This is a genomic window from Mycobacterium sp. (genome assembly GCF_049608025.1).
In the GTDB taxonomy this organism is placed as follows: Bacteria; Actinomycetota; Actinomycetes; order Mycobacteriales; family Mycobacteriaceae; genus Mycobacterium.
In genome coordinates, this window is the sequence record NZ_JBMYXC010000021.1 from 1 (window position 1) to 25,265 (window position 25,265).

23 protein-coding genes are annotated in these 25,265 nt (G+C 66.1%); 14 read left to right on the forward strand and 9 right to left on the reverse strand.

Annotation, left to right across the window (positions count from 1 at the left end):
- A partial coding sequence (locus ACPGXI_RS09350) for a hypothetical protein (RefSeq protein ID WP_526652097.1) occupies positions 1 to 1,243 on the reverse strand: 1,243 nt, incomplete at its 3' end.
- Between the two features lie 544 nt (positions 1,244 to 1,787).
- Here ACPGXI_RS09350 and ACPGXI_RS09355 point away from each other — a divergent pair.
- The gene (locus ACPGXI_RS09355; RefSeq protein WP_526652099.1) at positions 1,788 to 2,582 is read left to right on the forward strand and encodes a PIG-L family deacetylase; all 795 of its coding nucleotides are present in this window, start codon (positions 1,788 to 1,790) and stop codon (positions 2,580 to 2,582) included.
- Positions 2,583 to 2,605: 23 nt separating this feature from the next.
- Here ACPGXI_RS09355 and ACPGXI_RS09360 read toward each other — a convergent pair whose 3' ends face one another.
- Entirely contained in the window at positions 2,606 to 2,881 is a 276-nt protein-coding gene (locus ACPGXI_RS09360; protein ID WP_526652101.1) for a fibronectin-binding protein, read from the reverse strand.
- Between the two features lie 150 nt (positions 2,882 to 3,031).
- Here ACPGXI_RS09360 and ACPGXI_RS09365 point away from each other — a divergent pair, with 150 nt between their 5' ends.
- The gene (locus tag ACPGXI_RS09365; protein WP_526652103.1) at positions 3,032 to 4,279 is read left to right on the forward strand and encodes a thiolase family protein; all 1,248 of its coding nucleotides are present in this window, start codon (positions 3,032 to 3,034) and stop codon (positions 4,277 to 4,279) included.
- On the opposite strand, the gene ACPGXI_RS09370 is transcribed toward ACPGXI_RS09365, so the two are convergent.
- Together ACPGXI_RS09370 and ACPGXI_RS09375 are read right to left on the reverse strand one after the other, a co-directional pair.
- A complete protein-coding gene (locus tag ACPGXI_RS09370) occupies positions 4,276 to 7,092 on the reverse strand; it encodes an FAD-binding and (Fe-S)-binding domain-containing protein (RefSeq protein WP_526652105.1) in 2,817 nt (938 codons plus the stop codon). The two genes, ACPGXI_RS09365 and ACPGXI_RS09370, sit on opposite strands and share 4 nt — an antisense overlap.
- Before the next feature lie 149 nt (positions 7,093 to 7,241).
- On the reverse strand, positions 7,242 to 8,819 hold the full coding sequence (locus ACPGXI_RS09375; RefSeq protein ID WP_526652107.1) for a DUF389 domain-containing protein: 1,578 nt from the start codon (positions 8,817 to 8,819) through the stop codon (positions 7,242 to 7,244).
- Positions 8,820 to 8,892: 73 nt separating this feature from the next.
- Here ACPGXI_RS09375 and ACPGXI_RS09380 point away from each other — a divergent pair, with 73 nt between their 5' ends.
- Positions 8,893 to 9,108 (forward strand): hypothetical protein, encoded by a 216-nt coding sequence (locus ACPGXI_RS09380; RefSeq protein ID WP_526652109.1) that lies wholly within the window; start codon positions 8,893 to 8,895, stop codon positions 9,106 to 9,108.
- Here ACPGXI_RS09380 and ACPGXI_RS09385 read toward each other — a convergent pair.
- A complete protein-coding gene (locus ACPGXI_RS09385) occupies positions 9,099 to 10,439 on the reverse strand; it encodes a hydroxyacid-oxoacid transhydrogenase (protein WP_526652111.1) in 1,341 nt (446 codons plus the stop codon). The genes ACPGXI_RS09380 and ACPGXI_RS09385 overlap by 10 nt on opposite strands.
- A 104-nt stretch (positions 10,440 to 10,543) precedes the next feature.
- Between ACPGXI_RS09385 and ACPGXI_RS09390 the strand changes: the two genes are divergently transcribed.
- The 8 genes from ACPGXI_RS09390 (at position 10,544) to ACPGXI_RS09425 (ending at position 17,236) form a co-directional block, all read left to right on the forward strand.
- Positions 10,544 to 11,068: a hypothetical protein gene (locus ACPGXI_RS09390; RefSeq protein ID WP_526652112.1), complete on the forward strand. Its 525-nt coding sequence runs from the start codon at positions 10,544 to 10,546 to the stop codon at positions 11,066 to 11,068.
- A 73-nt stretch (positions 11,069 to 11,141) separates the two neighbouring features.
- Positions 11,142 to 11,834, forward strand: a complete 693-nt coding sequence (locus tag ACPGXI_RS09395) for a queuosine precursor transporter (RefSeq protein WP_526652114.1) — start codon at positions 11,142 to 11,144, stop codon at positions 11,832 to 11,834.
- A 33-nt stretch (positions 11,835 to 11,867) separates the two neighbouring features.
- Entirely contained in the window at positions 11,868 to 12,518 is a 651-nt protein-coding gene (locus ACPGXI_RS09400) for a 5-oxoprolinase subunit B family protein (RefSeq protein ID WP_526652116.1), read from the forward strand.
- A 29-nt stretch (positions 12,519 to 12,547) separates the two neighbouring features.
- Positions 12,548 to 13,453, forward strand: a complete 906-nt coding sequence (locus tag ACPGXI_RS09405) for a 5-oxoprolinase subunit C family protein (RefSeq protein ID WP_526652163.1) — start codon at positions 12,548 to 12,550, stop codon at positions 13,451 to 13,453.
- A 111-nt stretch (positions 13,454 to 13,564) separates the two neighbouring features.
- Positions 13,565 to 14,077 (forward strand): GNAT family N-acetyltransferase, encoded by a 513-nt coding sequence (locus ACPGXI_RS09410; protein ID WP_526652165.1) that lies wholly within the window; start codon positions 13,565 to 13,567, stop codon positions 14,075 to 14,077.
- A 133-nt stretch (positions 14,078 to 14,210) separates the two neighbouring features.
- The gene (locus ACPGXI_RS09415; protein ID WP_526652118.1) at positions 14,211 to 15,353 is read left to right on the forward strand and encodes a uroporphyrinogen-III synthase; all 1,143 of its coding nucleotides are present in this window, start codon (positions 14,211 to 14,213) and stop codon (positions 15,351 to 15,353) included.
- Positions 15,350 to 16,090, forward strand: a complete 741-nt coding sequence (locus ACPGXI_RS09420) for a sirohydrochlorin chelatase (protein WP_526652120.1) — start codon at positions 15,350 to 15,352, stop codon at positions 16,088 to 16,090. The genes ACPGXI_RS09415 and ACPGXI_RS09420 overlap by 4 nt, the downstream gene beginning before the upstream one ends.
- Before the next feature lie 78 nt (positions 16,091 to 16,168).
- Positions 16,169 to 17,236, forward strand: a complete 1,068-nt coding sequence (locus tag ACPGXI_RS09425) for a serine hydrolase domain-containing protein (protein WP_526652122.1) — start codon at positions 16,169 to 16,171, stop codon at positions 17,234 to 17,236.
- Between the two features lie 69 nt (positions 17,237 to 17,305).
- Here the strand turns inward: ACPGXI_RS09425 and fdxA are convergent, their stop codons facing one another.
- From fdxA to ACPGXI_RS09445, 4 genes are all read right to left on the reverse strand, one after another.
- The gene (gene fdxA, locus ACPGXI_RS09430; RefSeq protein ID WP_526652124.1) at positions 17,306 to 17,659 is read right to left on the reverse strand and encodes a ferredoxin; all 354 of its coding nucleotides are present in this window, start codon (positions 17,657 to 17,659) and stop codon (positions 17,306 to 17,308) included.
- A gap of 141 nt (positions 17,660 to 17,800) precedes the next feature.
- Entirely contained in the window at positions 17,801 to 18,178 is a 378-nt protein-coding gene (nirD, locus tag ACPGXI_RS09435) for a nitrite reductase small subunit NirD (RefSeq protein WP_526652126.1), read from the reverse strand.
- Positions 18,179 to 18,181: 3 nt separating this feature from the next.
- Positions 18,182 to 20,737, reverse strand: a complete 2,556-nt coding sequence (gene nirB / locus ACPGXI_RS09440) for a nitrite reductase large subunit NirB (RefSeq protein ID WP_526652128.1) — start codon at positions 20,735 to 20,737, stop codon at positions 18,182 to 18,184.
- 238 nt (positions 20,738 to 20,975) lie between these two features.
- Entirely contained in the window at positions 20,976 to 21,638 is a 663-nt protein-coding gene (locus tag ACPGXI_RS09445; protein ID WP_526652130.1) for a peroxiredoxin, read from the reverse strand.
- 443 nt (positions 21,639 to 22,081) lie between these two features.
- Here ACPGXI_RS09445 and ACPGXI_RS09450 point away from each other — a divergent pair, with 443 nt between their 5' ends.
- From ACPGXI_RS09450 to ACPGXI_RS09460, 3 genes are all read left to right on the forward strand, one after another.
- Entirely contained in the window at positions 22,082 to 22,378 is a 297-nt protein-coding gene (locus ACPGXI_RS09450; RefSeq protein WP_526652132.1) for an Rv0250c family protein, read from the forward strand.
- A 66-nt stretch (positions 22,379 to 22,444) separates the two neighbouring features.
- Positions 22,445 to 23,284, forward strand: a complete 840-nt coding sequence (gene sdhC, locus ACPGXI_RS09455) for a succinate dehydrogenase subunit SdhC (RefSeq protein WP_526652134.1) — start codon at positions 22,445 to 22,447, stop codon at positions 23,282 to 23,284.
- 49 nt (positions 23,285 to 23,333) lie between these two features.
- Positions 23,334 to 25,265, forward strand: coding sequence for a fumarate reductase/succinate dehydrogenase flavoprotein subunit (locus ACPGXI_RS09460; RefSeq protein ID WP_526652136.1), 1,932 nt, complete (start codon positions 23,334 to 23,336; stop codon positions 25,263 to 25,265).

Consider the following 25,265-nt stretch of genomic DNA (forward strand, 5'->3'; position numbering starts at 1 on the left):
CCTCGGCAACGTCGGCGTCGGCATCACCCTCGGCAACGTCGGCGTCGGCATCACCCTCGGCAACGTCGGCGTCGGCATCACCTTCGGCAACGTCGGCGTCGGCATCACCCTCGGCAACGTCGGCGTCGGCATCACCCTCGGCAACGTCGGCGTCGGCATCACCCTCGGCAACGTCGGCGTCGGCATCACCTTCGGCGACATCCCCCTCGGCGACGTCAGCGTCCACGTCGACGGTCACGGCGGTTAATTCGGCATCTAGGGCTCCAGCCGGCACCGTGTCAGCTGCGGCCAAGGCTGCTGGGGCCTCTTCCTCTGCCTCTTCTTCCGCCTCTTCCCCGTCGGTCAGTAGGGCCGCCAGGGGGTTACCCTCGCCGCTCCAGCCGATGGCCTCGGCCGAGGATTGATTGGCCGCGAACCAGGAACCGAGGAGTCCGGCCTTTACGCCGGGCACGGTGATCTTCGGTAAGCCCGTCAGCTTCACGACCGCGTTCAGTGAGTTGAAAATCGAACCGGCGGGGCTGAACAGCCCGCCCATCGCTATGCCGAGCTCTTCGACGTCCGTGCCGGGAGGCACGGGGAGAATCCCCGCCAGGAAGGTGAGGTCGAGTATCCCGTGGCCGTTGAAGAATCCGTCGGTCATCGCCGCAGGAATGTTGATCAGGGCGTTTATCGCATTGCCGAATTCACCGGCACCGAGTTCGGTGGCGAACTCGGAGAGCTGATCGCCGAGCGCCAGCAATGGGCTGACCACCAGGCCCAGCGCGCCAATGACCATTCCGCTGTTGTAGTTGGTCGTGTAATCAATCAGCGGCTTGAGGCTCGCCGGAATCTCGGCTTCCACCACGCTGAATATGAGCTGGTGGAGCGCATCGAGGTTGTCTACTTGTGGTGCAATCTGATTCTCGACCAGCGCATTGGCGTTCTCAACGATGTCCTCGAAGATCGGTCCGATGTCGGGCAACATCTGGACGTAGTTGTACCAATTCGCAACGACCTGCTGCACCACCGGGAACGGGGCTTCGAGGTACTGCTCGGAAAGGGCTGCGAAGTTGACCGAAGTGTTGTTGAAGACCTCCACCCAGGCCAAGAACGGGTCAGCGGTGGTGGTGAGTTGCACCGCGGGCGAGGCCAACCTCAGGGCCCTGTCAGGAAGCGATTCCGATGGAACCGGAGCAACCGCAACTGCGCCAGCCACGGCGAGGGCCGCGCCGGCCGCGGCATACGAACGAATATTTTGGGCCATGAGAACACTCCTATGTTCGCGATGTTTACACCTAGCCCGCCCCCGAGTAGATGCTCACCTCAAACCGTAGCTGATAAAACCCTGATAAATGCCCAAAAAATCAAAAAGAACTCCTGCTCGATTGTCCGGTACAGCTTGACCGTTCCGCACCCTGTTGCCGGCGCCGGGGACCCCCGAATGCGCCGCGCCGATGCGCGCCAATCCCCCAGCCGAGCCGGCCCGGACCAAACTTGTGAGATCTCCATGGCCGCAGCCGAATTCGGGGGCACCGTCAACCGCAGAGCTAATCCCGTCAAGACGAAAGGGAACCAACCCGATGCACCGCGGCAGGCCGTCGAGGCGGTGCGGCAATGGTGCGACGATGGAAGTTCAGATGGCCTCGCCGCTGACGACGATCGCGGGCACACCCACGCGTGTCGGGCTCACCTTCCTAATTCAACTACGGTGTGCTGGTGAGGCTATGGACCTACGACGCCGCTGAACTGCACGTCGTTACTAACTTGAGGGAATCCCGGACGCTGACGGCTAATTCAGAGGCGCTTTGATGGCGACGATCGTGTTCTTTCACGCCCATCCTGACGACGAGTCCATCGCCACGGGCGGGACCATGGCCCGAGCGGCCGCCGAAGGTCACCGCACTGTGCTCGTCTTCGCCACCAGAGGCGAGGTGGGTGAGGTCGACGACGGCGTGCTCGCCGCCGATGAACCACTCGCGTGGCGCCGGGAGCAGGAGTCCCACCGGTCCGCCGAGATCCTGGGTGCGGCCCGGGTCGAGTTCTTGGGCTACCGCGACAGCGGAATGATGGGTGAGGCCTCGAACGACGCTGAAGGTAGCTTCTGGCGAGCCGACCCCGACGTTGCGGCCGGCGCTTTGTCGGCAATCCTGACTGACGTGGGCGCCGACGTGCTGACCATCTACGACAGCCATGGCGGGTACGGCCACCCGGACCATATCCAGGTGCACCGGGTGGGGGTCCTGGCCGCCGAACGGGCGGCGGTGGACCGAGTGTTCGAGGCCACCATGAACCGCGACCATTTCGCACGCCTGACCGAATACGCCGGGGAGTTCGGCATCGACACCGACACCATCCCCGATGTGGGCACGGACCCGGACTTCGGCTCCCCTGAGTCGGCAATCACCACCGCGGTGGACTGTTCGCGTTATTTGGAGCAGAAGCGGATGTCCATGTCAGCGCACGCAAGTCAGATCGGACCGGATCACTTCATGCTGGCCATGCCTCCGGCAGCATTCGCCATGGCGATGGGGACCGAGTGGTTCATCGAGCGGGGCGCGCCTCGCTCAGCGGAGGCGCCGATGCGAGACCGACTGCTGCCTTGACCGGGACGCCTGTTCGAGACTCGTCAGATGCAGCCGTTCGCGCAGACGTCGGCGGGGGGCCCGTAGACGGCGTCCGGCCCGCTGGGCATCTGGGGAACCGGCTGGCCGGCTATGAAGCCCGCGTCCTGCGTGAGGTCTATGTTGCGATCGAGGTCTGGTGCGATCGGCACGAAGTTACACAGGAAGCTGACTGCGAGCGGGCACGGATCCCCCGGGTTGGCGCCTGCCGGCGCAGCTACTCCCAGCGACAGGGCGCCAGCGCCGATAGCGAGGACCACCGCCTTCGTCACCGTAAACATCGCGCCCTCCGATCCGACGTGCTCCCCCTCACAACGCCACAAGAGTAGACCACCGACCGACACACCCAAGGCGATCCGCCCAACAAAGTGACAGCAGGGCGGGCGATGATCAATGGACAGCCTCGATTCGGACGAAGGAGCATGAAACTGATGAGCGGAAACAAAGCGTTCGTGATCGGTGTCGGGATGACGAAGTTCGAGAAACCGGGGCGTAGGAGCGAAGCCGGCGAAGCGACCCCGGCCCCCGACGAGGGCTGGGACTATCCGGCCATGGCCAAGGAGTCGGGGACGAGAGCCCTCGAAGACGCCGGCATACCGTTCGAGTCGATCGAGCAGGCGCACGTGGGCTATGTATACGGCGACTCGACCTGCGGACAGCGAGCAGTCTACGAACTCGGCATGACCGGAATCCCGATCACCAACGTCAACAACAATTGTTCCACCGGATCCACCGCGCTGTTCCTGGCTACGCAGTCGGTGCGCGGTGGACTCGCCGACTGCGCGCTGGCACTCGGCTTCGAGAAGATGCAACCCGGCTCGCTGCAAGGCGGGCTCAGCGACCGTGAGCAGCCGTTGGGACGTCACATCCGGGCCGAGGCGGAGCTGTTCGAGTTCGCCTTTCCTGTTGCGCCTTGGATGTTCGGCGCGGCGGGGGTGGAGCACATGCAGCGTTACGGCACCACCACCGACCAGTTCGCCAAGATCGGCGAGAAGAACCACAGGCATTCGGTCAACAATCCATACGCGCAATTCCAGGTTGAATACACCCTCGACGAGGTCAAGGCCGCGAAGATGATCTATCCGCCGGCCGAACTCACCAGGCTGCAGTGTTCGCCGACGTCCGACGGGTCTGGGGCGGTCATCGTGGCCAGTGAGGCATTCGTCGACAAACACGGTCTGGCCGCCCAGGCTGTGGAGATCGTCGGACAGGCAATGGTTACCGATCTCGAGTCGACGTTTGCCGACAAGAGCGCAATCACCATCGTCGGTGCCGACATGACGCGCCGGGCCGCGCGAAAGGTATACGAACAAGCGGAGATCGGCCCCGACGACATCGACGTGATCGAACTTCACGACTGCTTCTCGGTGAATGAGCTGCTCACCTATGAAGCGCTCGGACTCTGCGCAGAGGGCGACGGCGGCAAGCTCATCGACAACAACGACACCACCTACGGCGGCACCTGGGTCGTCAACCCGTCCGGCGGTCTCATCTCCAAAGGCCACCCCCTCGGCGCGACCGGCCTCGCCCAAGCCAGCGAGCTCACCTGGCAGCTCCGGGGAACCGCCGGCAAGAGGCAGGTGAAGGGCGCCGGCATGAAAGCCGGAGTTGCACTGCAGCACAACATCGGGCTCGGCGGCGCCGTCGTGGTGACCGCCTATCGCCCCGCCGAGCGCTAGCCCGGCGGCTGGGCCAGCAGTTCTGCCAGGTGGACCCCTGAGCGCCCGGTCAGATCGAGAAGCTGGGTGCGGCAGGAGAAGCCGTCGGTCAGCACCGGCGAGTTCCCGTCGTCCTGCCGGACGGCGGGCAACAAATCGTTCTCCGCGACGGCAACGCTGACGTCGTAGTGGCCGCGCTCGGCACCGAAGTTGCCGGCCAGGCCGCAACAGCCTTCCACCACCCGCATCGCGATACCGGCGCGCTGCAGGATGTCGAGGTCGGCGTCGAACCCGAGAACGGCGCGGTGGTGGCAGTGCGGCTGCACGACGGCGCTGGTACCGGACCGGTCCGGCGGTTGCCAGCCCACGGTCTCACCGAGTAGCTCAGCCAGGGTCCGTACCGACCGCGAGACCGCGACGGTGGATTCGCTTTCACCCAGCAGGTCGGCGGCGTCACCGCGGAACACCGCCGTGCAGGAGGGTTCCAGGCCGACCACGGGCATACCGGCGTGCGCCGCCCCGGCGAGGGCGGTGACGCTACGGCGCAACTTCTTCCGCGCCGTATCGAGTTGTCCGGTGGAGATCCACGTCAGCCCGCAACACAACCGGCGTTGCGGGATGCGCACCGAGTAACCGGCCTGCTCGAGCACGCTCACCGCGGCGATGCCGACTTCGGGGGTGAAGTGGTCGGTGAAGGTGTCCACCCAGAGCATCACCGGCTCACCACTGGAGCTCGGATGTTCGGCGAACCAACGGCGGAACGTCCGGGGAGCGAACACAGGCAAGTCACGGCGCAAGTCCACACCGGCAGCCCGCTTGCCGAGCGGGGCCAGCGGTCCCGCCATCAACCGGTTGGCCGTCTGCGGGAACGCCGAAGCCAACCGAGCCCAACGCGGCAGCCAGCCCAGCGAGTAGTGGGTGGCCGGCCTGGGCCGATGGCGATATCGCTGAAACAGCGCCTCGGCCTTGAAGGTTGCCATGTCCACTCCGGTCGGGCACTCCGACGAGCAGGCTTTACACGACAGACACAGGTCGAGTGACTCCAAGATCTCCGGGGAACGCCAACCCCGCACAGTGGATCCGTTGGCGAGTTCCTGGAGCACCCTGGCCCGGCCGCGGGTGGCATCCTTCTCGTCTCTGGTGGCGCGAAATGACGGGCACATGACGCCGGGGCCACTGGTGACCCGGCATTTCCCGACGCCGATGCAACGATGCACGGCGGTGCTGAAATCGCCGCCGTCCTGGTGGTATCCGAACCCAAGATTCGACCGCATCGGCGCAGCAGATGCCTCCCGAAGATCGCCGTCCAGAGGGCGCGGCCGCACGACGACACCCGGGTTCAGGATGTCATCGGGGTCGAAGACGTCCTTCACCGCAGCAAAGGTGTCCATCGCGCCCGGTGAATACATCAGCGGCAGTAGCTCACCCCGAGCACGCCCGTCCCCATGCTCTCCGGACATCGAGCCGCCATATCCGGCAACGAGTTTCGCAGCGTCGGTGAGGAACTCCCGAAATACCCGGCGTCCGCCGGCACGGTTCAGCGGGAAATCGATACGTATGTGAACGCAGCCGTCGCCGAAGTGCCCATAAGGCACTCCCCTCAGTCCGCGCTCTGCCATCAGGTTCTCGAAGTCGCGCAGGTAGCTACCGAGATGTTCGGGCGGGACGGCGGCATCCTCCCAGCCGGACTTGCCGGCCGGGTCGGTTGCCCGTGCCGCGAGTCCGGCGCCGTCTTCGCGGATCTTCCACAACGCGGCCGCCTCGCTCGGATTCCCGACCACCCAGCCCTGCGTGGCGTCCGCTGCGGCGAGTGCGGCGGCGGCGCGGGCGGCTACCTCGGCCGGTTCATCTCCGCACAGCTCGACCAGCAGCCAACCCCGCCCGGCCGGCAACTCGGGCACCGCCGCGGCACCCTTGCGGGTCCGAACCACATTCACGATGCGGGCATCCAGGCCCTCCACCGCGACCGGGTGGAACGGCAGCAGTCCGGGGACGGCGTCAGCGGCAGCGGGCATATCGGGATAGCCCACGATCAGCAGCAGGCGGGAGACTGGTGCGCGAACCAGTTTGACGGTCGCCTCGCGCAACAGGCCCCAGGTGCCCTCGGTCCCGACGAACGCCTTGGCCACGTCGAAGCCACGCTCGGGGAGTAGGTGTTCCAGCGAGTAACCCGACACCTGCCGGTTGAATCGGCCGAATTCGGTGCGAATCACGCCAAGCCTCGACGCGACCAGGTCGTCCAGCTCGGACAGCGTTGCCGACCCGGCGCGGTCAGCACCCTTGGCCACCCGGAGAAGCTCTCCGCCGCCGGTCACCATTTCGACCGCGACGACGTTGTCGGCGGTGCGCCCGTACCCCAGGGCCCGGGAACCGCAGGCGTTGTTGCCGATCATTCCGCCGATCGTGCATCGGCTATGGGTGGACGGGTCGGGTCCGAACCGCAGGCCGTGCGGGGCGGCGGCACCCTGCAGGTCGTCGAGTATCACCCCGGGTTGCACGATCGCGGTCGCCGACCCGGGATCAATACCGAGGATGCGGTCGAGGTGACGAGAGCAGTCGAGGACGACGCCCGGGCCTACCGCGTTGCCGGCGATCGAAGTACCGGCACCGCGCGCAGTGAGCGGTATCTCCAGAGCACGGCCCACCTCGATGATTGCGCCGATCTCATCCGGTTCCCGGGGAAAGGCCACAACATCGGGCATCACGCGGTAGAGCGACGCGTCACTGGAGTATTCGGCGCGGCGCCGGGTCGAAGCATCGACCTCGGCCACTCCCGCCCGCCGCAAGGCGGCGACGACGTCGGCTGAACCGGGGAAGCGAAAGTTATCCGCCACGGCGCGTTCGCGGGCTGGGTGGCTCCGCGGGCAGCCGGACACCCCGGTCAGGGGCGGCCACCGAAACCGTGTGCATCATCAACGCGATTATCTCTCAACTGCATCAGAACGTCGGTGTTCGAGGAACTTCTCGATAGCGGGTGCCGCTATCAGCGTGGCGGTCCCGGGCGGGCACCCGGATCGGGTTCGGGGTTCGATCCGGCAAGCCTGGTATCAGTGTTGGTTTCGGGAGAGTCGCTGATCAGCAGGCCGCCAGATACCCACTGGATGGTGATCGTGGCCTGTGGCAGATTGGTCCGCAGCTCATCCTGCAGTGTGCTGACGTCCGGTTCGCCCGACCCGATCAGTGTGACGGTGATCTCGTTGGCGGTGCCGCCCCCGGAGATGCTCAGCACCTCGGTGTCCGGCTCTGTGGTGGACCACGCTGCGGTGGTCTCGCGGGCAGCGACCAGCGCGGTCTCGATGTCGTCCGGCTCGGTGGCCCCGGGGGTGTAGGTCCAGGCCAGGCTCACCGGGATGTCCTGCTTGAACTTCGCGCTGATGAGACTGTTCAGGTCCTCCGAACTCTTGGGCGGAACAGGCCCGGCCGTGGAAATCACCAAGGTGCCGGACTGATAGCTGAGCCCTTGCAGGGTCAACGATTGCGTCACAAGCCACTTCTCGACGACCGGGCTCAGATCGCTCAGTGGCAGCTGAGGCGTTTCCTTCTGGATGTGCTCGGGGTCCTGCATCGGAATCCACCCCAGTTGCACGGTGACGGGGTAGCCCAGTGCCCGAGTGAGAGCGGCCGCGACATCCCCTACCGGTGGCGGCGCGGTTTCGCCGGTCACGTCCGCGCGGACGGTTCCCCCGGAGATGGTGGTGTGGCTGAGCCTACTGCCGGGGCCCAGCAGACCAGTGATGGTTTGGGTGGCGACCTTGAGATCGTGTGCCCGGCCGCTGAGCTCGATGAACCGCGGCGTCAGGATCAGCGTGACCGCCACCGTGCACATGGCGGTCGTGACCACCGAACCGACGATCCAGCGGCGATGCGTGCGGAATCTGTGCCTGGGGACGAAGCCGGTCAGGAGAAACACCACCGCCGCCATCAGCACGATGCCGATGAGGTTGGTCAGAAAGAGCAGCGTGGCGCCGCGGGCCAACTGCGGTTGCCCGTAGCCCAACAGCACACCGATCGCCGCCAGCGGCGGCACGAGTGCAACAGCGACCGCGACGCCGGGCAGAGCGCCGGAGATCTTCTTGTGAACGGTCGCGTATGCGCCGGCTGCACCGGCTCCGAGCGCGACCAGCAGGTCGCGGATGTCGGGGCTGGAGCGTCCAACAACTTGGGAGGGCACCTCGGTGGCCGCACCGGCCAGCAAGGTGGCGAATAGCCATCCCACGGCCACGGCACCCAGCGCGGACAGTGAGACCAGCAGCAATCCGGTCAGCAGCCGCCGCCCCCATCCCATGATCAAGCAGGCAGCAATTCCCATGATGGGCGCCATCAGTGGGGCGATCATCATCGCGCCGATCACGACCGCCACCGAGTTCTGCACCAGCCCTATCGCCGCGACCATGCTGGACAAGAACATCAGGACCGCGAATCGCCATACAACCGTGGCCGACGGCGCCACCATCAGGTGGTCCATGGCTGAGTGCCGGTCCTCGATCGAGAGTCGCCGCAGCGGCCAGCGAAAGTACCGGCCGCGCGACGGCGTCGCCGTGCCGATACTCGCTTCCCGCATCGAATTCAGTCCTGTCGGTAGGGCGCGAAAAAATAGCGGTGCAGGCCCGCTCGGCGTCCGCTCGGTGGCAATCGTGACCGTACGAATGGATGGCTACCACCTCATCGACGAAGAATCGGGGAGGCTCGCTCAGATTCGGGTGCTGCCGCCCCGAACCGACGCCGCGATCGTCCTCAATGGCCGCGATCGTCCTCAATGGCACAGCCCGCGCGCCGTTCTCGGCCTTGGCTCGCTGTCCCCGATGTCAGGTTGGCCGGACAGCGGGGTCTTGGATCGCGTTCACCAGTAGGCCAGCGCCTGCTCGAAGGCCCGGATCAGCAGGGCTTCGTCGACCTCGACGGGTGCGTTTTTCAGCAACCGCTGTTGAGGCCAGGCCCCGTCGACCAGAGCGGGTGCATCCCTCCGGTCGTATCCCACGCCGGCCAGACCCTCCGGCATGCCGACATTGCGCATGATTCGGATCAGCTGTTCGGCCAGGACGTCGCCTGCCTCACTGCGGGACGCACCCTCCTCAGCCCTTGCGCCGAGCTGCCGTGCAGCGTCGAGGTGCCTGGCTGGATCTGTGTGGGAGGTAAGCCGAAAAACGGACGGCGCGTTGAGAATCACCGCCATGCCATGGGGTACGAGGGGTTCGGTTCCCGGGTACCCGCTGGCGTGAAAGTCGCGCACCTGACCGGCCACCGCGTAGGCCATGGCGTGGGGGATGTGTACCCCGGCGTTGCCGAATGCAATGCCCGCCAACGTCGCCGCCCACATCGTCTGTTCCCGGGCCTCGCGATCGGATGCGTCGCTCACGGCTCGCTCGAGATAGCGGCCGAGCAGTCGCAGGGCTTCCCGGCTACCCAGGTCGCTCCACGGGTTGGCGCCTTGGCTCATGGGGCGCTGGATCGGCCGGTGCGGCACCGCGCGCCGGTCGAAGGGGCGGGCGGTGTAGGACTCCAGAGCGTGCGAAAGCACATCGAGTCCGCTGCACGCGACGACGTTGGCGGGCAGGGTGTCAGTGCTTTCCGGGTCAACAAGCGCTTCGGTGGGGCGCAGTGCCGGAGAGGCGATTCCGGTCTTGGCCGACATCGACAGCAGATCGAAGATCGCGATGCCGGTGACCTCACTACCGGTGCCTGACGTCGTGGGACATGCGATGTGCGGCCGCAGCGGGCCCGGCACGGGCTTTCCCGCGCCGACGGGCGCGTTCACGTAGTCGAGGAATTCGGCGGGATGACTCGCGTAGAGGTTCGCCGCTTTGGCGGTATCGAGAACCGAGCCGCCGCCAACAGAAACGTAGCCGTCCGGCTGGACCTCGGAGGCGAAAGCTGCTGCTTCTCGCAACGATTCATCGGTGGGTTCCACGCGCGCTTCGGTGAAGCACACCACGTCGATACCCGATTCGCGCAACGACCGGGCAACCGTGTCGAAGACGGCGAGGCCGGAGACGACGGCATCGGAGAACAACGCCACCCGGGTGATGCCCAGGGCTCGTGCCCGATCACCGACTTCCCGCAGACATCCCCGACCGAAGGTGACCCGGGAGGCGTCGACGGTGAACGCGGTGTCGAATTCGTCGGCGGCATTCGGGCCGGCAACCTTCTCGCCGGCGACATTGACGTGCTCGCAGCAGCTCATGGAACAATTCTGCAGTTGTCGGGCTCGGATGGGAACAGCGGCCGACAGGGAGCGCCGGCACCGAGAAGTAACGTGTGGGCGCTCAACCCGATAGCCTTCATACTATGGCCCCTTTGCCCCGCATCAAGATCGCCGTCCTCAGCGCGCTCGTGGCCGGAGGCGCTCTGGCCGCCGCCGGCCAGGCCGGTGCGCAGCCGGCGCCGGTCGATCCGGCGCTGCCTCCCGGACCGGGGGACGCCGCACCCGCACCCAACCAGGTCTTCACCTACACACCTATCGGGGAAGACGGCGCCCTCCCGGGCCCTGCCCCCGCACCCCCGCCGACCGGTGCCCCATACATCGCGCCGGTGGAGAACGGCAGCTTCGACAACACGGGTCAAACCAGCTATCTGCGAGAGTTGTGGAACATGCGCAACTCCAACGACTTCTTCGAGGCGCTCTACCCGTCGCAGATGGACCCGGCGATGGCCGATGCGATGGGCGTGCGGCAGATGCCGATGCTGGCCCCGGGCGAACTGCCTCCGGGCGTCGTCCCGAACACGGCCCTCCCTGGTGCGCCGGCTGCGCCGGCTCCCGCTCCCCCGCCGGTGTGGCCGCCGGTGGGCATGGTGCCGCTCCCCACGCCGTAGGACCTGCGGCAAGACGCCGATCCCAGAGCTGCCGCGGATGATCGCCGCGGCGCTGGGCTGATCTAATGTTGCGGTGAGCAGCGAACAGCCCGCCGACCGGGAGAGCCACGCCGCCTTCGCCCGAGTGGGATCGGCCTACTATCCGGTTCTCGTCGCGGTGTTCACGGCACTGGTGATCGTCTCCAACGTCACCGCGACCAAAGGTGTGGCGTTCGGACCGATCATCACCGACGGCGGGTTCATCGTGTTCCCCCTGACCTATGTGATCGGCGATGTGCTGTCGGAGGTGTACGGGTTCAAGGCCGCGCGCCGCGCGATTTTCACCGGGTTCGCGATGAACATTCTTGCTGCAGCCGCGTTCTGGGTGACGGTGTATCTACCTGCTGCCGACTTCTACGAAAACCAGGAGCACTTCCAGAACATCGCCGGTGCCTACACCGGGCTGATCGTGGCCGGGCTGGCGGGTTTCATCGTCGGTCAGACCCTCAACGCCTGGGTGGTGGTCCTGATCAAGGAACGCACCAAGGAGAAATACCTGTGGGCCCGGCTCATCGGGTCGACGTTCGTCGGGCAGTTGGGTGACACGGTGGTGTTCTGCGCCATCGCGGCAAGCGTCATCGGCATCACCAGCTTCGGCGATTTCGTCAACTACACGGCGCTGGGATGGCTCTACAAGACCGCCGTGGAAATACTCCTGCTCCCCATCACCTACCGAGTGATCGGCTTCATCAAGCGCCGCGAGCCGACCTATCTGCCCGTCCCGTGACCCGGCGGTGGCGCAAATGATGCGGTGGCCCAAATGATGAAGGCAATGCATGCGGGCGGCCCTGACAGCGTTCTCGACTACGGCGATCGGGCACTTCTTCTGACATTCGACGGCACCACAGCGGTTCTGACGTGGACCGACGCACTACGGGCGGCCGGTTTGCCGGGCGTCGTGGACATCGTCCCGGCCGCCCGGACGGTTCTACTGAAGCTGGCTGCATCCCGGTATCAGGCCTCCACCCGGCAGCGACTCACGCAGGTGCGGCCAAGGATTGCCGCGGCCGTCGAATCGGTCGAGGGGGCCGACATCGTCATCGACGTCACCTATGACGGCGAGGATCTCGCGGACGTGGCCCGGCTGACCGGTCTGGCGCCCGACGAGATCGTCACAGCGCACACCGGACGATGCTGGCGTGTGGGATTCAGCGGGTTTGCCCCGGGCTTCGCCTATCTGGTGGGCGGCGACGAACGTCTGGCCGTGCCCAGAAGATCGGACCCGCGCACCAAGGTGCCCGTCGGCTCGGTCGGGTTGGCCGGCGAGTTCAGCGGAATCTACCCGCGAGAGTCTCCCGGCGGCTGGCAGCTGATCGGGCGCACCGCGGCCGTGGTGTGGGATCTCGACCGGGACAGCCCGGCGCTGCTGACTCCCGGTATGTGGGTGCAATTTCGTGCGGTGAGTTCATGAGCGAAGCGTGCGGAGCGAACCGACAGCCGATGCGCGGAGCGGCGCTGGAGATCCTGCAACCGGGCCCGCTGGCCCTGGTCGAGGACCTCGGCCGACCGGGGTTGTCCCACTTGGGTGTCACGCGCTCCGGAGCGGCCGACCGGCGGTCACACGCCCTGGCCAACCGGCTGGTCGGCAACCCGGATGACCGGGCGACCGTGGAGGTGACGCTGGGCGGGTTCGCCGCCCTGGTCCGCGGCGCCGGCCACGACGCCATGATGATCGCCGTGACCGGCGCTGACTCCGACCCCACTGTGAACGGAGTCCCTGTCGGTACCAACAGCGTCTATCACGCCCGGGCGGGCGACGTGATCTCGCTGGCGCCGCCGCGAGCGGGCCTGCGCTCGTATCTGGCGGTGCGCGGCGGCTTCGACGTCGCCCCGGCGCTGGGCTCGCGCAGCTACGACGTGCTGTCCGGGATCGGCCCGCCACCGCTGCAGCGGGGCGATGTGCTGCCCATCGGCGAGCCCGGGGCCGCTTTCCCCGAGCTGGACCACGCTCCGGTGGCCGCAGTTGCCGAAGACGTACTTGAGCTGAGGGTCGTGCCGGGCCCGCGCGACGACTGGTTCGTCGACCCCGACATCCTGGTCCGGACCAACTGGCAGGTCACCAGCCGCAGCGACCGGGTGGGCACACGGTTGGTCGGGACGCCGCTGGAGTACCGCCGGCCCGAACGCCAGCTGCCCAGCGAGGGAGCCACCCGGGGTGCTATCCAGGTTCCGCCGAACGGACTTCCGGTGATTCTGGGTCCCGACCACCCGGTGACCGGGGGCTACCCGGTAGTCGGCGTGCTGGTCGACCACGACATCGACCAGGTCGCCCAGGCGCGTCCCGGCCAGCAGGCGCAGTTGCATTGGTCACGGCCCAGGCGGCGCTCGGGCGGTATTGCCAGCTGACCTGCCGGTGCGCGCTGCGGCCGGCCGGTATCTGACACGCGACTCCGCCGCGGTGGTAGAACCGGTGGTGTGCGTGCCCGCCTCGTCCACACCTCCGATCTCGACGACGAGATGCGCGAACATGCCCGCTTGATGGTGATGGAAGCCTTCGGTGCGGCTCCTGGCGGCGCGTTCACCGACGCCGACTGGGAGCACGCTCTCGGCGGGATGCATGCCGTGATCTGCCAGCGCGGCGCGCTGATCGGGCACGCGGCGGTCGTGCAGCGGCGACTTCTCTACGGTGACACCGCGCTGCGGTGCGGATACGTCGAGGGCCTCGCGGTCAGGGAGGACCACCGCGGCCAGGGGCTGGGAAACGCGCTGATGGACGCCGTCGAACAAGTGGTGCGGGGCGGATACCACGTGGGCGCGCTGGGTTCGAGCGACCTGGGCAGGCCGCTGTACACCGCCCGCGGGTGGCTGCCGTGGGCCGGACCGACATTTGTGCTGGCGCCCGATGGACCGACCCGAACCCCCGACGACGACGGCTCGCTGTTCGTCCTGCCCGGCGAACTGCCGCCCGGCGTGATGCTCGACACCACCGCGGCGATCACCTGCGACTGGCGCAACGGCGATGTCTGGTGACATCACAAGACCGGCGACTTCACAGCGGGGGCACCGCGGCGGTGAGCGGAAATTCATCGCCTGAGCGGGGGAGACACCCGCGCGCAACCGCGGGTTAATCACGACGAAACGCCACCTGAATAGACAAGTGGGCATGAAGGAGCCGGACTGGTCACCGCTCACCGGATTCCGGGTGGCAGTGACATCAGCGCGGCGCGCAGACGAACTCGGGGCACTGCTGAAGCGTCGCGGCGCGACGGTGACCAGCGCGGCCGCCATCGAGATGGTGGCGCTACCCGATGACGACGAACTGCGCGCGCGAACGGATTCCTTGATCGACGCCCCACCCGACATCGTCATCGCCACTACCGGAATCGGCTTCCGCGGCTGGATCGCGGCGGCTGATGGCTGGGGCCTGGCCACCGAGCTGACGACCGCCCTGGGCAAGGCTCGCATCGTGTCCCGCGGCCCGAAAGCCACCGGCGCGCTGCGCGCGGCCGGCCTGCCCGAGGAGTGGTCGCCGGAGTCGGAGTCCTCCCGCGAGGTCCTGCACTATTTGGTCGAAGGCGGTATTTCCGGTACCCGTATCGCCGTGCAACTGCACGGCGCCACCGCAGATTGGGATCCGTTTCCAGAATTCCTCGACGAGTTGCGCGCGGCCGGAGCGCAGGTCGTGCCGATCCGGGTGTACCGCTGGCATGCGGCACCGCGAAACGGCGAATTCGATCAACTGGTAGACGGTATCGCCGAGCAGAAGTTCGACGCGGTCAGCTTCACCTCGGCGCCCGCAGTCGCGTCGGTACTGATGCGCGCCGCAGAACTGGGCATCGAGAACGAAGTGCTCTCGGCGCTGCGCAGCAATGTGCACGCGATGTGCGTCGGCCCGGTGACGGCGCGGCCGCTGGTGCGGCTCGGTGTGCCGACCTCAGCGCCCGAGCGGATGCGGTTGGGTGCGCTGGCTCGTCACATCACCGACGAACTTCCCCTGCTGCAATCCCGCACAATCCGCGTCGCGGGCCACCTGCTCGAGATCCGCGGCACGTGTGTGCTGGTCGACGGTGTGGTCAAGGCGCTGTCACCGGCGGCGATGGCGACGATCCGGACGTTGGCGCACCATCCCGGTGCGGTGGTGTCCCGGGCCGACCTGCTGCGGACGCTTCCGGGTAACGGCACCGACACCCACGCCGTCGAAACGGCCGTGCTGCGGCTGAGAACCGCGCTGGGCGACAAGAAGATGGTGTCCACCGTGGTCAAACGTGGCTACCGGTTGGCCGTCGACGAGGAGCCTGAGTCGTGAACTTCCTCCTGGTAGCGCACGGAACCCGCAAGCAGCGAGGTGTGTCGCTGATCGGCGACCTGGCGGCTAAGGTCGCCGACGCGTTGGCTCGACCGGTGGACGTCGCATTCGTCGACGTGCTCGGCCCGACACCTCGCGAGTTGCTGAGCGCGACGTTGGACCAGCCGACAGTGCTGGTGCCGGCTTTCCTGGCCCGTGGTTACCACGTCGGCGGCGATATCCCGGCCCACGTGCAGGCCAGCGGACACAACGACGTGACCATCACCCGCGCCCTCGGCCCCGATCCACAGCTGATCCGGGTGCTGGTCGACCGGCTGATCGAATCCGGTTGGCGACCCGACGATGCGGTACTCCTCGCTGCGGCGGGAACATCGGACCCGGCCGCCATGCGCGATCTGCACACGACAGCGACATGGCTGTCGGCGACGATCGGTTCGCGGGTCGAACTGGCGTTTGCCGCCACCGGCGAGCCCAGGGTGGCCGATGCCGTCGCGGCAATGCGCGGGCATCACCGGGGCAGACGTGTTGTCGTCACGTCATACCTGTTGTCCGAGGGCCTGTTCCAGGATCGGTTGCGTAGCAGCGGGGCCGATCTGGTGACAGACCCGCTGGGCAGGCATCCGGGGGTGGCGCGCTTGATCGCCAGCCGGTTCCTTCGGGCTCGCGCCTCGACAAGAGGGAGTCCACGGCGAGTACCCAGTCAGGCTTCTTCCGGCGTCGTGTCAGCCTTCGCGTAGCAACAAGGACAGTCGTGCCTTGTCCAACAGCATTGGCGCTCAAACTGCTTACAAGCTCAAACTGCTTACAATCAGCGGATGCCGAGGATGCCCGTCCTTCTTGCGGTCGCCCTGTTGGTCGGCGCCTGCAGCGGTCGGGGGCCCGCGGCCTCCACCGTCGGTCCAGAACCCGGGGACCGCACGGCACGGAGCCAAGCTCTGCTGGACGGCGCCATCAACGCTGAAGATCCTGGCTGTTCGGCTGCAGTCGGTGTCGAGGGGACGGTGGTCTGGACAGGGGTCCGCGGCCTTGCGGACTTGGCAACCGGTGCCGCGATCACCGCGGACACTGTGTTCGATATCGCCTCTGTGTCAAAGCAATTCACCGCCACCGCCGTTCTCCTCCTCGTCCAGGAGGGCAAGCTGGCGCTTGACGACCCGCTGTCCGGTCATCTGCCCGGGCTCCCGCGATGGGCGGACTCGGTCACCGTCGCGCAGTTGATACACCAGACCAGTGGCATTCCGGACTACATCGGGCTTCTTGACGATGCGGGGGTCGAGGAGAATGGCCGCGCGACGCAAGCCGACGCTCTGACTGTGCTGGGGGCCGTACCGGAACTGGACTTTGAGCCCGGGGCCCAGTTCGAGTACTCCAACTCCAACTACATCCTGCTGGCCGAGATTGTCAGCGAGGCCTCGGGCCAACCACTGCCGAAGTATCTGAACGTGAACATCTTCCAGCCACTCGACCTTGTGATGGTGTTGGATCCGGCGGGCACGACTAGCAACGAGGCGGTACCGTACGCACAGGACGGCGGGGGATACCTGGTGGCCGACTCCTCCTGGGAGCAGATCGGCGACGGCGCGATCCAGACCACGCCCAGCCAACTCGTCCGTTGGGCAGACAACTACCGAACCGGCCGGGTAGGCGGCCGGGCCTTGCTAGCCGCACAACTGGCCGGAGCGGTGCCCGACGGTGCGGAGCGCTACGGCGCCGGGATCAGCTTGCTGCCCGATGGCTCGATCGGTCACGAAGGCGCTTGGGGCGGATTCGTCTCGGATTTTCGGGTCAGCAGTGACCGGCGAACGTCGCTGGCGATCAGCTGCAACATCGACGACCAGGACACCGGAGTGCTGGTGAGCGCACTAGCGCAACTCTGGATTTAGTTGTCAGCCGCATTCCAGCAGACCCCTCGAGCGCGATCCTGCTGCTGGAACGCTGTTTCGCCGATAGATCTACGGGTGTGGCGTCTCAGAAGGCGGCAGGCTCGCCACCAACGGGGTGTCGGCTCCGACGCGGCCCACGTGCTCCGCACCGCCCGGATCGCCCAGAGGTGCGTCCCGCCCGGCCAACGTCGAGGTGAAGAAGGCGGCGTTGTCCTCGAGGTACTCCGCCTGCTCGCCGGGCAGGTCAGCCTCGTAGTAGATGGCATCCACCCGACATGCGATGCTGCATGCCCCGCAGTCCACGCATTCGTTGGGGTTGATATACATCGCCCGGTCGCCCTCATAGATGCAGTCCGCAGGGCATTCCTGCACACAGGACTTGTCGACGATGTCCACACACGCGCTGCCGATCACGTAGGTCATGGCGGCGAATGTATCGCCTACGCCCGCCCACCGCATGGGGCCAAAAGTCCCTTTTTTCGGTGGAATCTGCCCTGTCTATGTGGCTGTCCAGCGGCAGTAGTTCGCGTGAGTCCCTGCTCAGCCGCAGTTTCGGCGAGTAACTCAGGAGCCGATCTGGACGTCGCCATCGGGGGTGACCCGCGTCACGTATACCGGCAGAACCACGTCGGGATCGTCGAGACAAACGCCGTCGTCGAGGGCGAAGCTCTGCTTCTTCAGCGGAGACTGCACGGTTGCGCGGCCTGCGCGATCACCGACGATGCCCCGCGACATCACCGCGGCGCCGCTGAACGGGTCGATGTTGCCAACCGCGTGCAGCGATCCGTCGTCGAGACGGAACAGCGCGGCCTGGACACCACCGGCCAGCAGCACCCCGACACCCCGGCACGGCAGCAGAAAGTCGTAGGCGCAGGCAGTGGTCCAGGCCTGGATGTCGTTTCCCTGGACGTCACTCACCCCGATGTTGTTCAGCAGGGTCATAGTTCAGCCACTTCCCGGCAGCGTCGGCATGCCGATCAGGGTCGGCACCTTGCGCCCCGAACTCTCGGTGAAGGTCACCGTGGGGTCGGCGAAGCCGGGTGCGTTCACGAACGAAACGAATCTCCTGAGCTTGTCGGGATCCTCGAGCACGCCCTTCCACTCACACGCATAGCCCTCGACGTGGCGGACGATAGCGGCCTCGAACTCGGCGGCGAGACCCAGCGAGTCGTCGCACACCACCTCCCGCAGGTGCTCCACGCCCATCTCCTCCACCCAGGGCGCGGTACGTTGCAGCCTGTCAGCGGTGCGGATGTAGAAGACCAGGAACCGGTCGATATAGCGCACCAGGGTGTCGTCGTCGAGATCACCAGCCAGCAGTTCTGCATGCCGCGGCGTCATGCCGCCGTTGCCCCCGACATAGAGGTTCCAGCCGGTTTCGGTCGCGATGACGCCGACGTCCTTGCCGCGCGCCTCCGCGCACTCGCGGGCGCACCCGGACACGCCCATCTTGATCTTGTGCGGAGCACGCAAACCCCGGTAGCGCAGCTCCAGGTTGATGGCCATCTGCACCGAATCCTGCTGGCCGTAACGACACCAGTCGCTACCGACGCAGCTCTTGACGGTGCGCAGCGCCTTACCGTATGCGTGCCCGGATTCCATGCCACCCTCGACGAGCCGGCGCCAGATCTCGGGGAGCTGGTCCACCCGCGCCCCGAACATGTCGATGCGCTGACCACCGGTGATCTTGGTGTACAGCCCGAAATCCCGGGCGATCTCGCCGATCAGGATCAGGTGTTCGGGGCTGATGTCTCCGCCGGGCACCCGAGGCACCACCGAGTAGCTTCCGTTTTTCTGGATGTTGGCCAGAAAGTGGTCGTTGGAATCCTGCAGCGAGGCCTGCTCACCGTCGAGGATGTGCGCAGAGCTCGTCGAGGCGAGAATCGAGGCCACCACGGGCTTGCAGATGTCGCAACCTCGTCCGGTGCCGAACCGTTCGATCAGCACCGAGAACGTTCGAATCTCGGTGGCCGAGACGATCTCGAACAGCTCAGCTCGTGACTGGGGGAAGTGTTCACACAGCGCCTTGGATTGCTCGACGCCCTCAACTTCGAGCAGCTGCTTGAGCAACGGCACGCACGACCCGCATGACGTGCCCGCCTTGGTGCAACTCTTCAAGGCGGGCACGTCCGCGCATCCGCAGGCGATCGCGTCGATGAGATCACCTTTGGAGACGTTGTTGCAGGAACAAATCTGCGCGCCTGCGGGCAGTGCGCCGACACCGAGCCCCGTACCGCTTTCTGGCCCGGCCGGGGCGATGAGCGCGAGCGGATCACCCGGGAGTCTCTCCCCGACCATCGGGCGCAACAGGCCGTAGGCGGAGGCATCGCCGACCAAGACGCCGCCGAGGAGGGTTTTGGCGTCATCGGACAGCACCAGCTTGGCGTAGGTCTGCTTCACCGGGTCGTTGACCACCACCTGCAGGCAATCTGGCGCGGTACCCATCGCGTCGCCGAAACTGGCCACGTCCATACCGAGGAGCTTGAGTTTGGTGGACATATCGGCCTCGGGGAAGTCCGCGGCACCCCCCAGCAACCGATCGGCCACCACCTCAGCACTGGTGTATCCCGGGCCCACCAGGCCGTAACACCGGCCCTCGATCGCGGCTACTTCACCGACTGCATACACGTTGGTTTCACTTGTCTCACACGATAGGTCCGTGAGGACGCCACCTCGGTCGGCGATTTCCAGCCCCGCATCGCGGGCCAGCTCGTCACGTGGCCGCACACCCGCGGCGAAGACCACCAGACCGGCGTCGATGAATGTCCCGTCGCTCAGCGTCACCCGCACGCAGTCGTCCTCGGCGGACCGCCGGACCGGCCGATTACGTTGAGTCGGCTGGATCGAGCTGGTCCCGACACCGGTGTGCACGGTGATGCCCAACTCGGTGACCATGTTGCCCAGCAGTGCGCCGCCTGCTTCGTCGAGCTGGTGAGCCATCAGCCGGGGCGCCATCTCGACAATGTGGGGTTGCAGCCCGAATCCTCGAATTGCGTTCGCGGCCTCTAGTCCCAGCAGGCCGCCGCCGACCACGACGCCTACCGGCGCTCGACCGCCCTCCCGGGCGCGCAACGCGCCCGCGCGGATCGCGTCGAGGTCGTCAAAGGTTCGGTACACGTGGCAGTGCGGCAGGTCGCGGCCAGGCACCGGCGGCACGAAAGCGTACGACCCGGTCGCCAGCACCAGCGCGTCATAGCCGAGGCGGCGGCCGTCTGCGGCGATGACCGACTTGGCCGCGGGGTCGAGCCCGGCCACGCGGGCCCCCAACCGGACCTCGACCAGCCCGTCGCCGAGGTAATCGTTGCCCGGCAACGCCAGCCTGGCACGGTCCCAGTGCTCGGTGTAACCGGTCAGCCCGACGCGGTCGTAAGCCGCGTCGGCCTCTTCGGCGAAGACGGTCACCTTCCAGTCACCATCGGCATCGCGCGACCGCAGGGCCTCGACGAACCGATGGCCAACCATCCCGTGGCCGACGACCACTACATGCGAAGTTGGCGCCATGACCGCGATGTTAGGAAGCCGTTATTGCCACAGTGTCGCCTTGTGTGAAGCCCCCATCACGGTGTGCTCACCGGCGTCGGAGTCCCACTGTGAGCCGGTTCTGGGAGTGAACGCCATGGCTGGTCGTCGGTGCTGAGCGTCGCGACGATCATGCCGGCTGCCCAACGCACCGCCCACGAACGCCGTCCGTGCGAGGTACCCAGCTCTGCAGGACTTATGGTCGTGCCGACTACCGCGCTCAGACGTCGGGGCTAGGCACGATGCGCAAGTACGGGCGAGGAGCCTTCCAGCCGTCCGGATAGATCTGCTGGGCTTCTTCGTCGCTGACCGAGCCGGCGATGATGACATCATCGCCGGGCTGCCATTGCGCTGGAGTAGCAAGCCGATGAGTAGAAGTCAGCTGCAACGAATCAATCACCCGCAGCACCTCATCGAAGTTCCGGCCAGTGGTCATCGGGTAAACCAACACCAGTTTGATCGCCTTGTCGGGCCCGATCACGAAAACATTGCGCAATGTGGCATTCTCTGCCGGCGTGCGCTGGGTGGGATCACCGGCGGTCTCCGCGGGGAGCATCCCGTAGGCCTTGGCGACGGCGAAGTCGGTGTCGGCGATCATGGGGTAGTTGGGGGCTACCCCTTGAGTTTCCGCGATGTCGCGTGCCCACTCGGCATGGTTGTCAACCGGGTCGACGGATAACCCGATGATCTTGACATTGCGACGGTCGAACTCCGGTTTGATCCTTGCCATGTACCCAAGTTCGGTGGTGCATACCGGCGTGAAGTCCCGGGGGTGTGAGAACAACACCGCCCAACCCTCACCGATCCAGTCGTGGAACCTAATCGGCCCCTCAGTCGTGGCGGCCTCGAAATCCGGGGCAGTGTCACCGATCGTCAATGCCATCAAACTAATCCAATCTGGGAGGCGGCCGGTCCGCTTCCCGGCTTGCTGTTCGCGTGCTTGGAGTGCTTCGCGCGACGACGGAGTAGCCGGCGCAGGTCGACGATACCGCTACCTTTCGTCGTACCGACTGTGCGTAGCCGCCGGCCCACGTTGACGTTGACGTTGAGGCCGGCCTGACCGGGCGGGAACGCAGGCTGGACCAGCCATAGGCCAGGCCCTTGACGAGGCGCACCCGCTCGCCGGCAAGCGGGTGGGACGACCCCGACGGCCAACCGGCCGCGCAACACCGGTAACGGCGCGGCTGCGATGGGCTCGCCTCAGGACCCATCGGGTCCACCGGTTCTGTTCATTGTGACGTGATCTGTTTCACCATTGCTTCGGTGTTGTGATTAGCATCGATTGCGTACTGTATTTCGAGGCACCCTTCAGCCAAAGGCGGTCACATGTCTAGCACTAACGAACTCGCCGAGCTTCACGAATTGGTCGGAAGCCTCCGGCGATGCGTCACGTCGATTGCGTCGCGTTACGGGAACAGCCCGGCTACCCGTCGCATCGTCAACGACGCCGAACGAATCTTCAACGATATCGACCGACTGGATATCGACGCCGAAGAGCTCGAACTGACCCGTGGCGTCAGCAAGCACCAGCAGCCCAGCGAGCGCATTGCGATCCCAGACACCCAGTACGATTGGGATTTCTGGCGCGGCGTGGACGACGACGGTCTCGGCGGGACGCGATAAGCGTCAGCGTGCCGTGAATGATCTGCGGGACGCGAACCGGGCCGACAACCACATAGAAAGGCAACAGTGAGCGCTCCCACCGCCGACCGCAAAGCGACCGGCGTCTTTTCGCCTGGCCGTGCGCAGATTGCGCAACGCACACTGCGCACCGACAACTGGCTGAAGTCGCCGATTCTCATCGACCTGGGTTTCGCCGCGTTCGTCATCTACGCCACGGTGCGGGCGTTCATGCAGAACAACTACTTCGTCGCCGACTACCACTATCTGACACCGTTCTACTCCCCGTGCGTCGTCAAGTGGAACGAGGCCACGCAGTCGGGATGCATCCCCGAGGCGAGCCACTTCGGCCAGTTCCTCCCCGACGTCTGGTGGCTCCCCTACGCGGCGGTGACCCTGCCGTTCCTGCTGCTGTTCAGGCTGACCTGCTACTACTACCGCGGCGCCTACTACCGAACGGTCTGGCAGTCCCCCACCGCGTGCGCAGTCGCCGAACCGCACGCCACCTACACCGGCGAAACCCGGTTGCCGCTGATCATCCAGAACACCCACCGCTACTTCTTCTACATCGCGGCGATCATCTCGGTGATCAACACCTACGACGCGATCAAGGCCTTCCACTCCCCGACCGGCTTCGGGTTCGGGTTGGGCAACGTCATCCTCGTCGGAAACGTCGTGATGCTCTGGGTCTATACGATTTCCTGCCACTCCTGCAGGCACGTCGTGGGCGGCCGACTCAAGCACTTCTCCAAACACCCAGTCCGCTACTGGATGTGGACGCAGATCAGCAGGCTGAACACGCGGCACAAGCTGTACGCCTGGATCACCCTGGGCACGCTGATGCTGACCGATTTCTACATCATGCTGGTTGCCAGCAACACCATCTCTGACCTGAGATTCATCGGCTGACAACGGTTCGGCTTCCGGTGAGTTCGTCAGAGTAGACAAGTGAGGATCGATGGCTGAATTAGAACGGCACGCCTACGACGTCGTCGTGATCGGTGCCGGCGGCGCGGGTCTGCGCGCGGTGATCGAAGCCCGTGAGCGCGGCCTGCGCGTCGCGGTGGTGACCAAATCGCTGTTCGGCAAGGCGCACACCGTGATGGCCGAGGGCGGTTGCGCCGCGGCCATGCGCAACGTCAACACCAAGGATTCCTGGCAGGTTCACTTCGGTGACACCATGCGCGGCGGCAAGTTCCTGAACAACTGGCGGATGGCCGAATTGCACGCGCAGGAAGCCCCGGAACGGGTGTGGGAACTGGAGACCTACGGCGCGCTGTTCGACCGCACCAAGGACGGCAAGATCAGCCAGCGGAACTTCGGCGGTCACACCTATCCCCGGTTGGCGCACGTCGGCGACCGCACCGGCCTGGAGATCATCCGCACCCTGCAGCAGAAGATCGTCTCGCTGCAACAGGAGGACAAGAAGGAATTCGGCGACTACGAGGCCCGGATCAAAGTCTTTCACGAATGCTCGGTGACCGACCTGATCCTGGACGCAGACGCCGCCGGCGGCCAGCGCATTGCCGGCGCCTTCGCCTACTGGCGTGAGACCGGCAACTTCATCGTGTTCGAGGCCCCCGCCGTGGTGCTGGCGACCGGCGGCATCGGCAAGTCGTTCAAAGTGTCGTCGAACTCCTGGGAGTACACCGGCGACGGCCACGCTCTGGCCCTGCGGGCGGGTTCGAACCTGATCAACATGGAGTTCATCCAGTTCCACCCGACCGGCATGGTCTGGCCTCTCTCGGTCAAGGGCATCCTGGTCACCGAGGGCGTCCGCGGCGACGGCGGAGTGCTGAAGAACTCCGAGGGCAAGCGGTTCATGTTCGACTACATCCCCGCGGTGTTCAAGGGCCAGTACGCCGAGACCGCGGAAGAGGCCGACCAGTGGCTCGAGGACAACGACTCCGCCCGCCGCACCCCTGACCTACTGCCCCGCGACGAAGTGGCCCGGGCCATCGTGGCCGAGGTCAAAGCAGGTCGCGGCACCCCGCACGGCGGGGTCTACCTGGACATCGCATCCCGGATGCCTACCGAGGAGATCAAACGTCGGCTGCCCTCGATGTATCACCAGTTCATCGAGCTCGCCGAGGTCGACATCACCAAGGACGAGATGGAGGTCGGCCCGACCTGCCACTACGTGATGGGCGGCATCGAGGTCGACCCCGACACCGGCGGCGCCGCGACTCCGGGCCTCTTCGCGGCAGGCGAGTGTGCCGGCGGAATGCACGGAAGCAACCGCCTCGGCGGCAACTCGCTGTCCGACCTGCTGGTGTTCGGGCGCCGCGCGGGCCTGGGCGCATCGGACTATGTGCGGGCGATGTCCGAGCGGCCGAACGTGTCCGAGGCGGCGCTCGAGGAGGCCGCCAAGATGGCGCTGGCACCGTACGACAGCCACGAGAGTCCGGAGAACCCCTACACGCTGCACGCTGAACTCCAACAGTCGATGAACGACCTGGTGGGCATCATTCGCAAGGAAAGCGAGATCAACGAAGCTTTGGCAAAGCTGGCCGAATTGCGGGGCCGTCTGCAGAACGTCGCGGTCGAGGGCGGTCGGGTCTACAACCCGGGCTGGCACCTGGCGATCGACATGCGCAACATGCTGCTCGTCAGCGAGTGCGTGGCCAAGGCGGCGCTCCAGCGCACCGAGAGCCGTGGCGGACACACCCGCGACGACCACCCGACGATGGATGCCAACTGGCGCAACACGCTGCTGGTCTGCCGAACCACCGAGGCCGCGACCAGCGAAGCAATGGTCCCCGGGGTCACAGTCACCCCGGAGCAGCAACTACCGATGCGACCAGATCTGCTGGAGGTTTTCGAGCTCTCCGAACTCGAGAAGTACTACACCGAAGGCGAACTGACCGAGCACCCCGAACGGAAGGGCTGA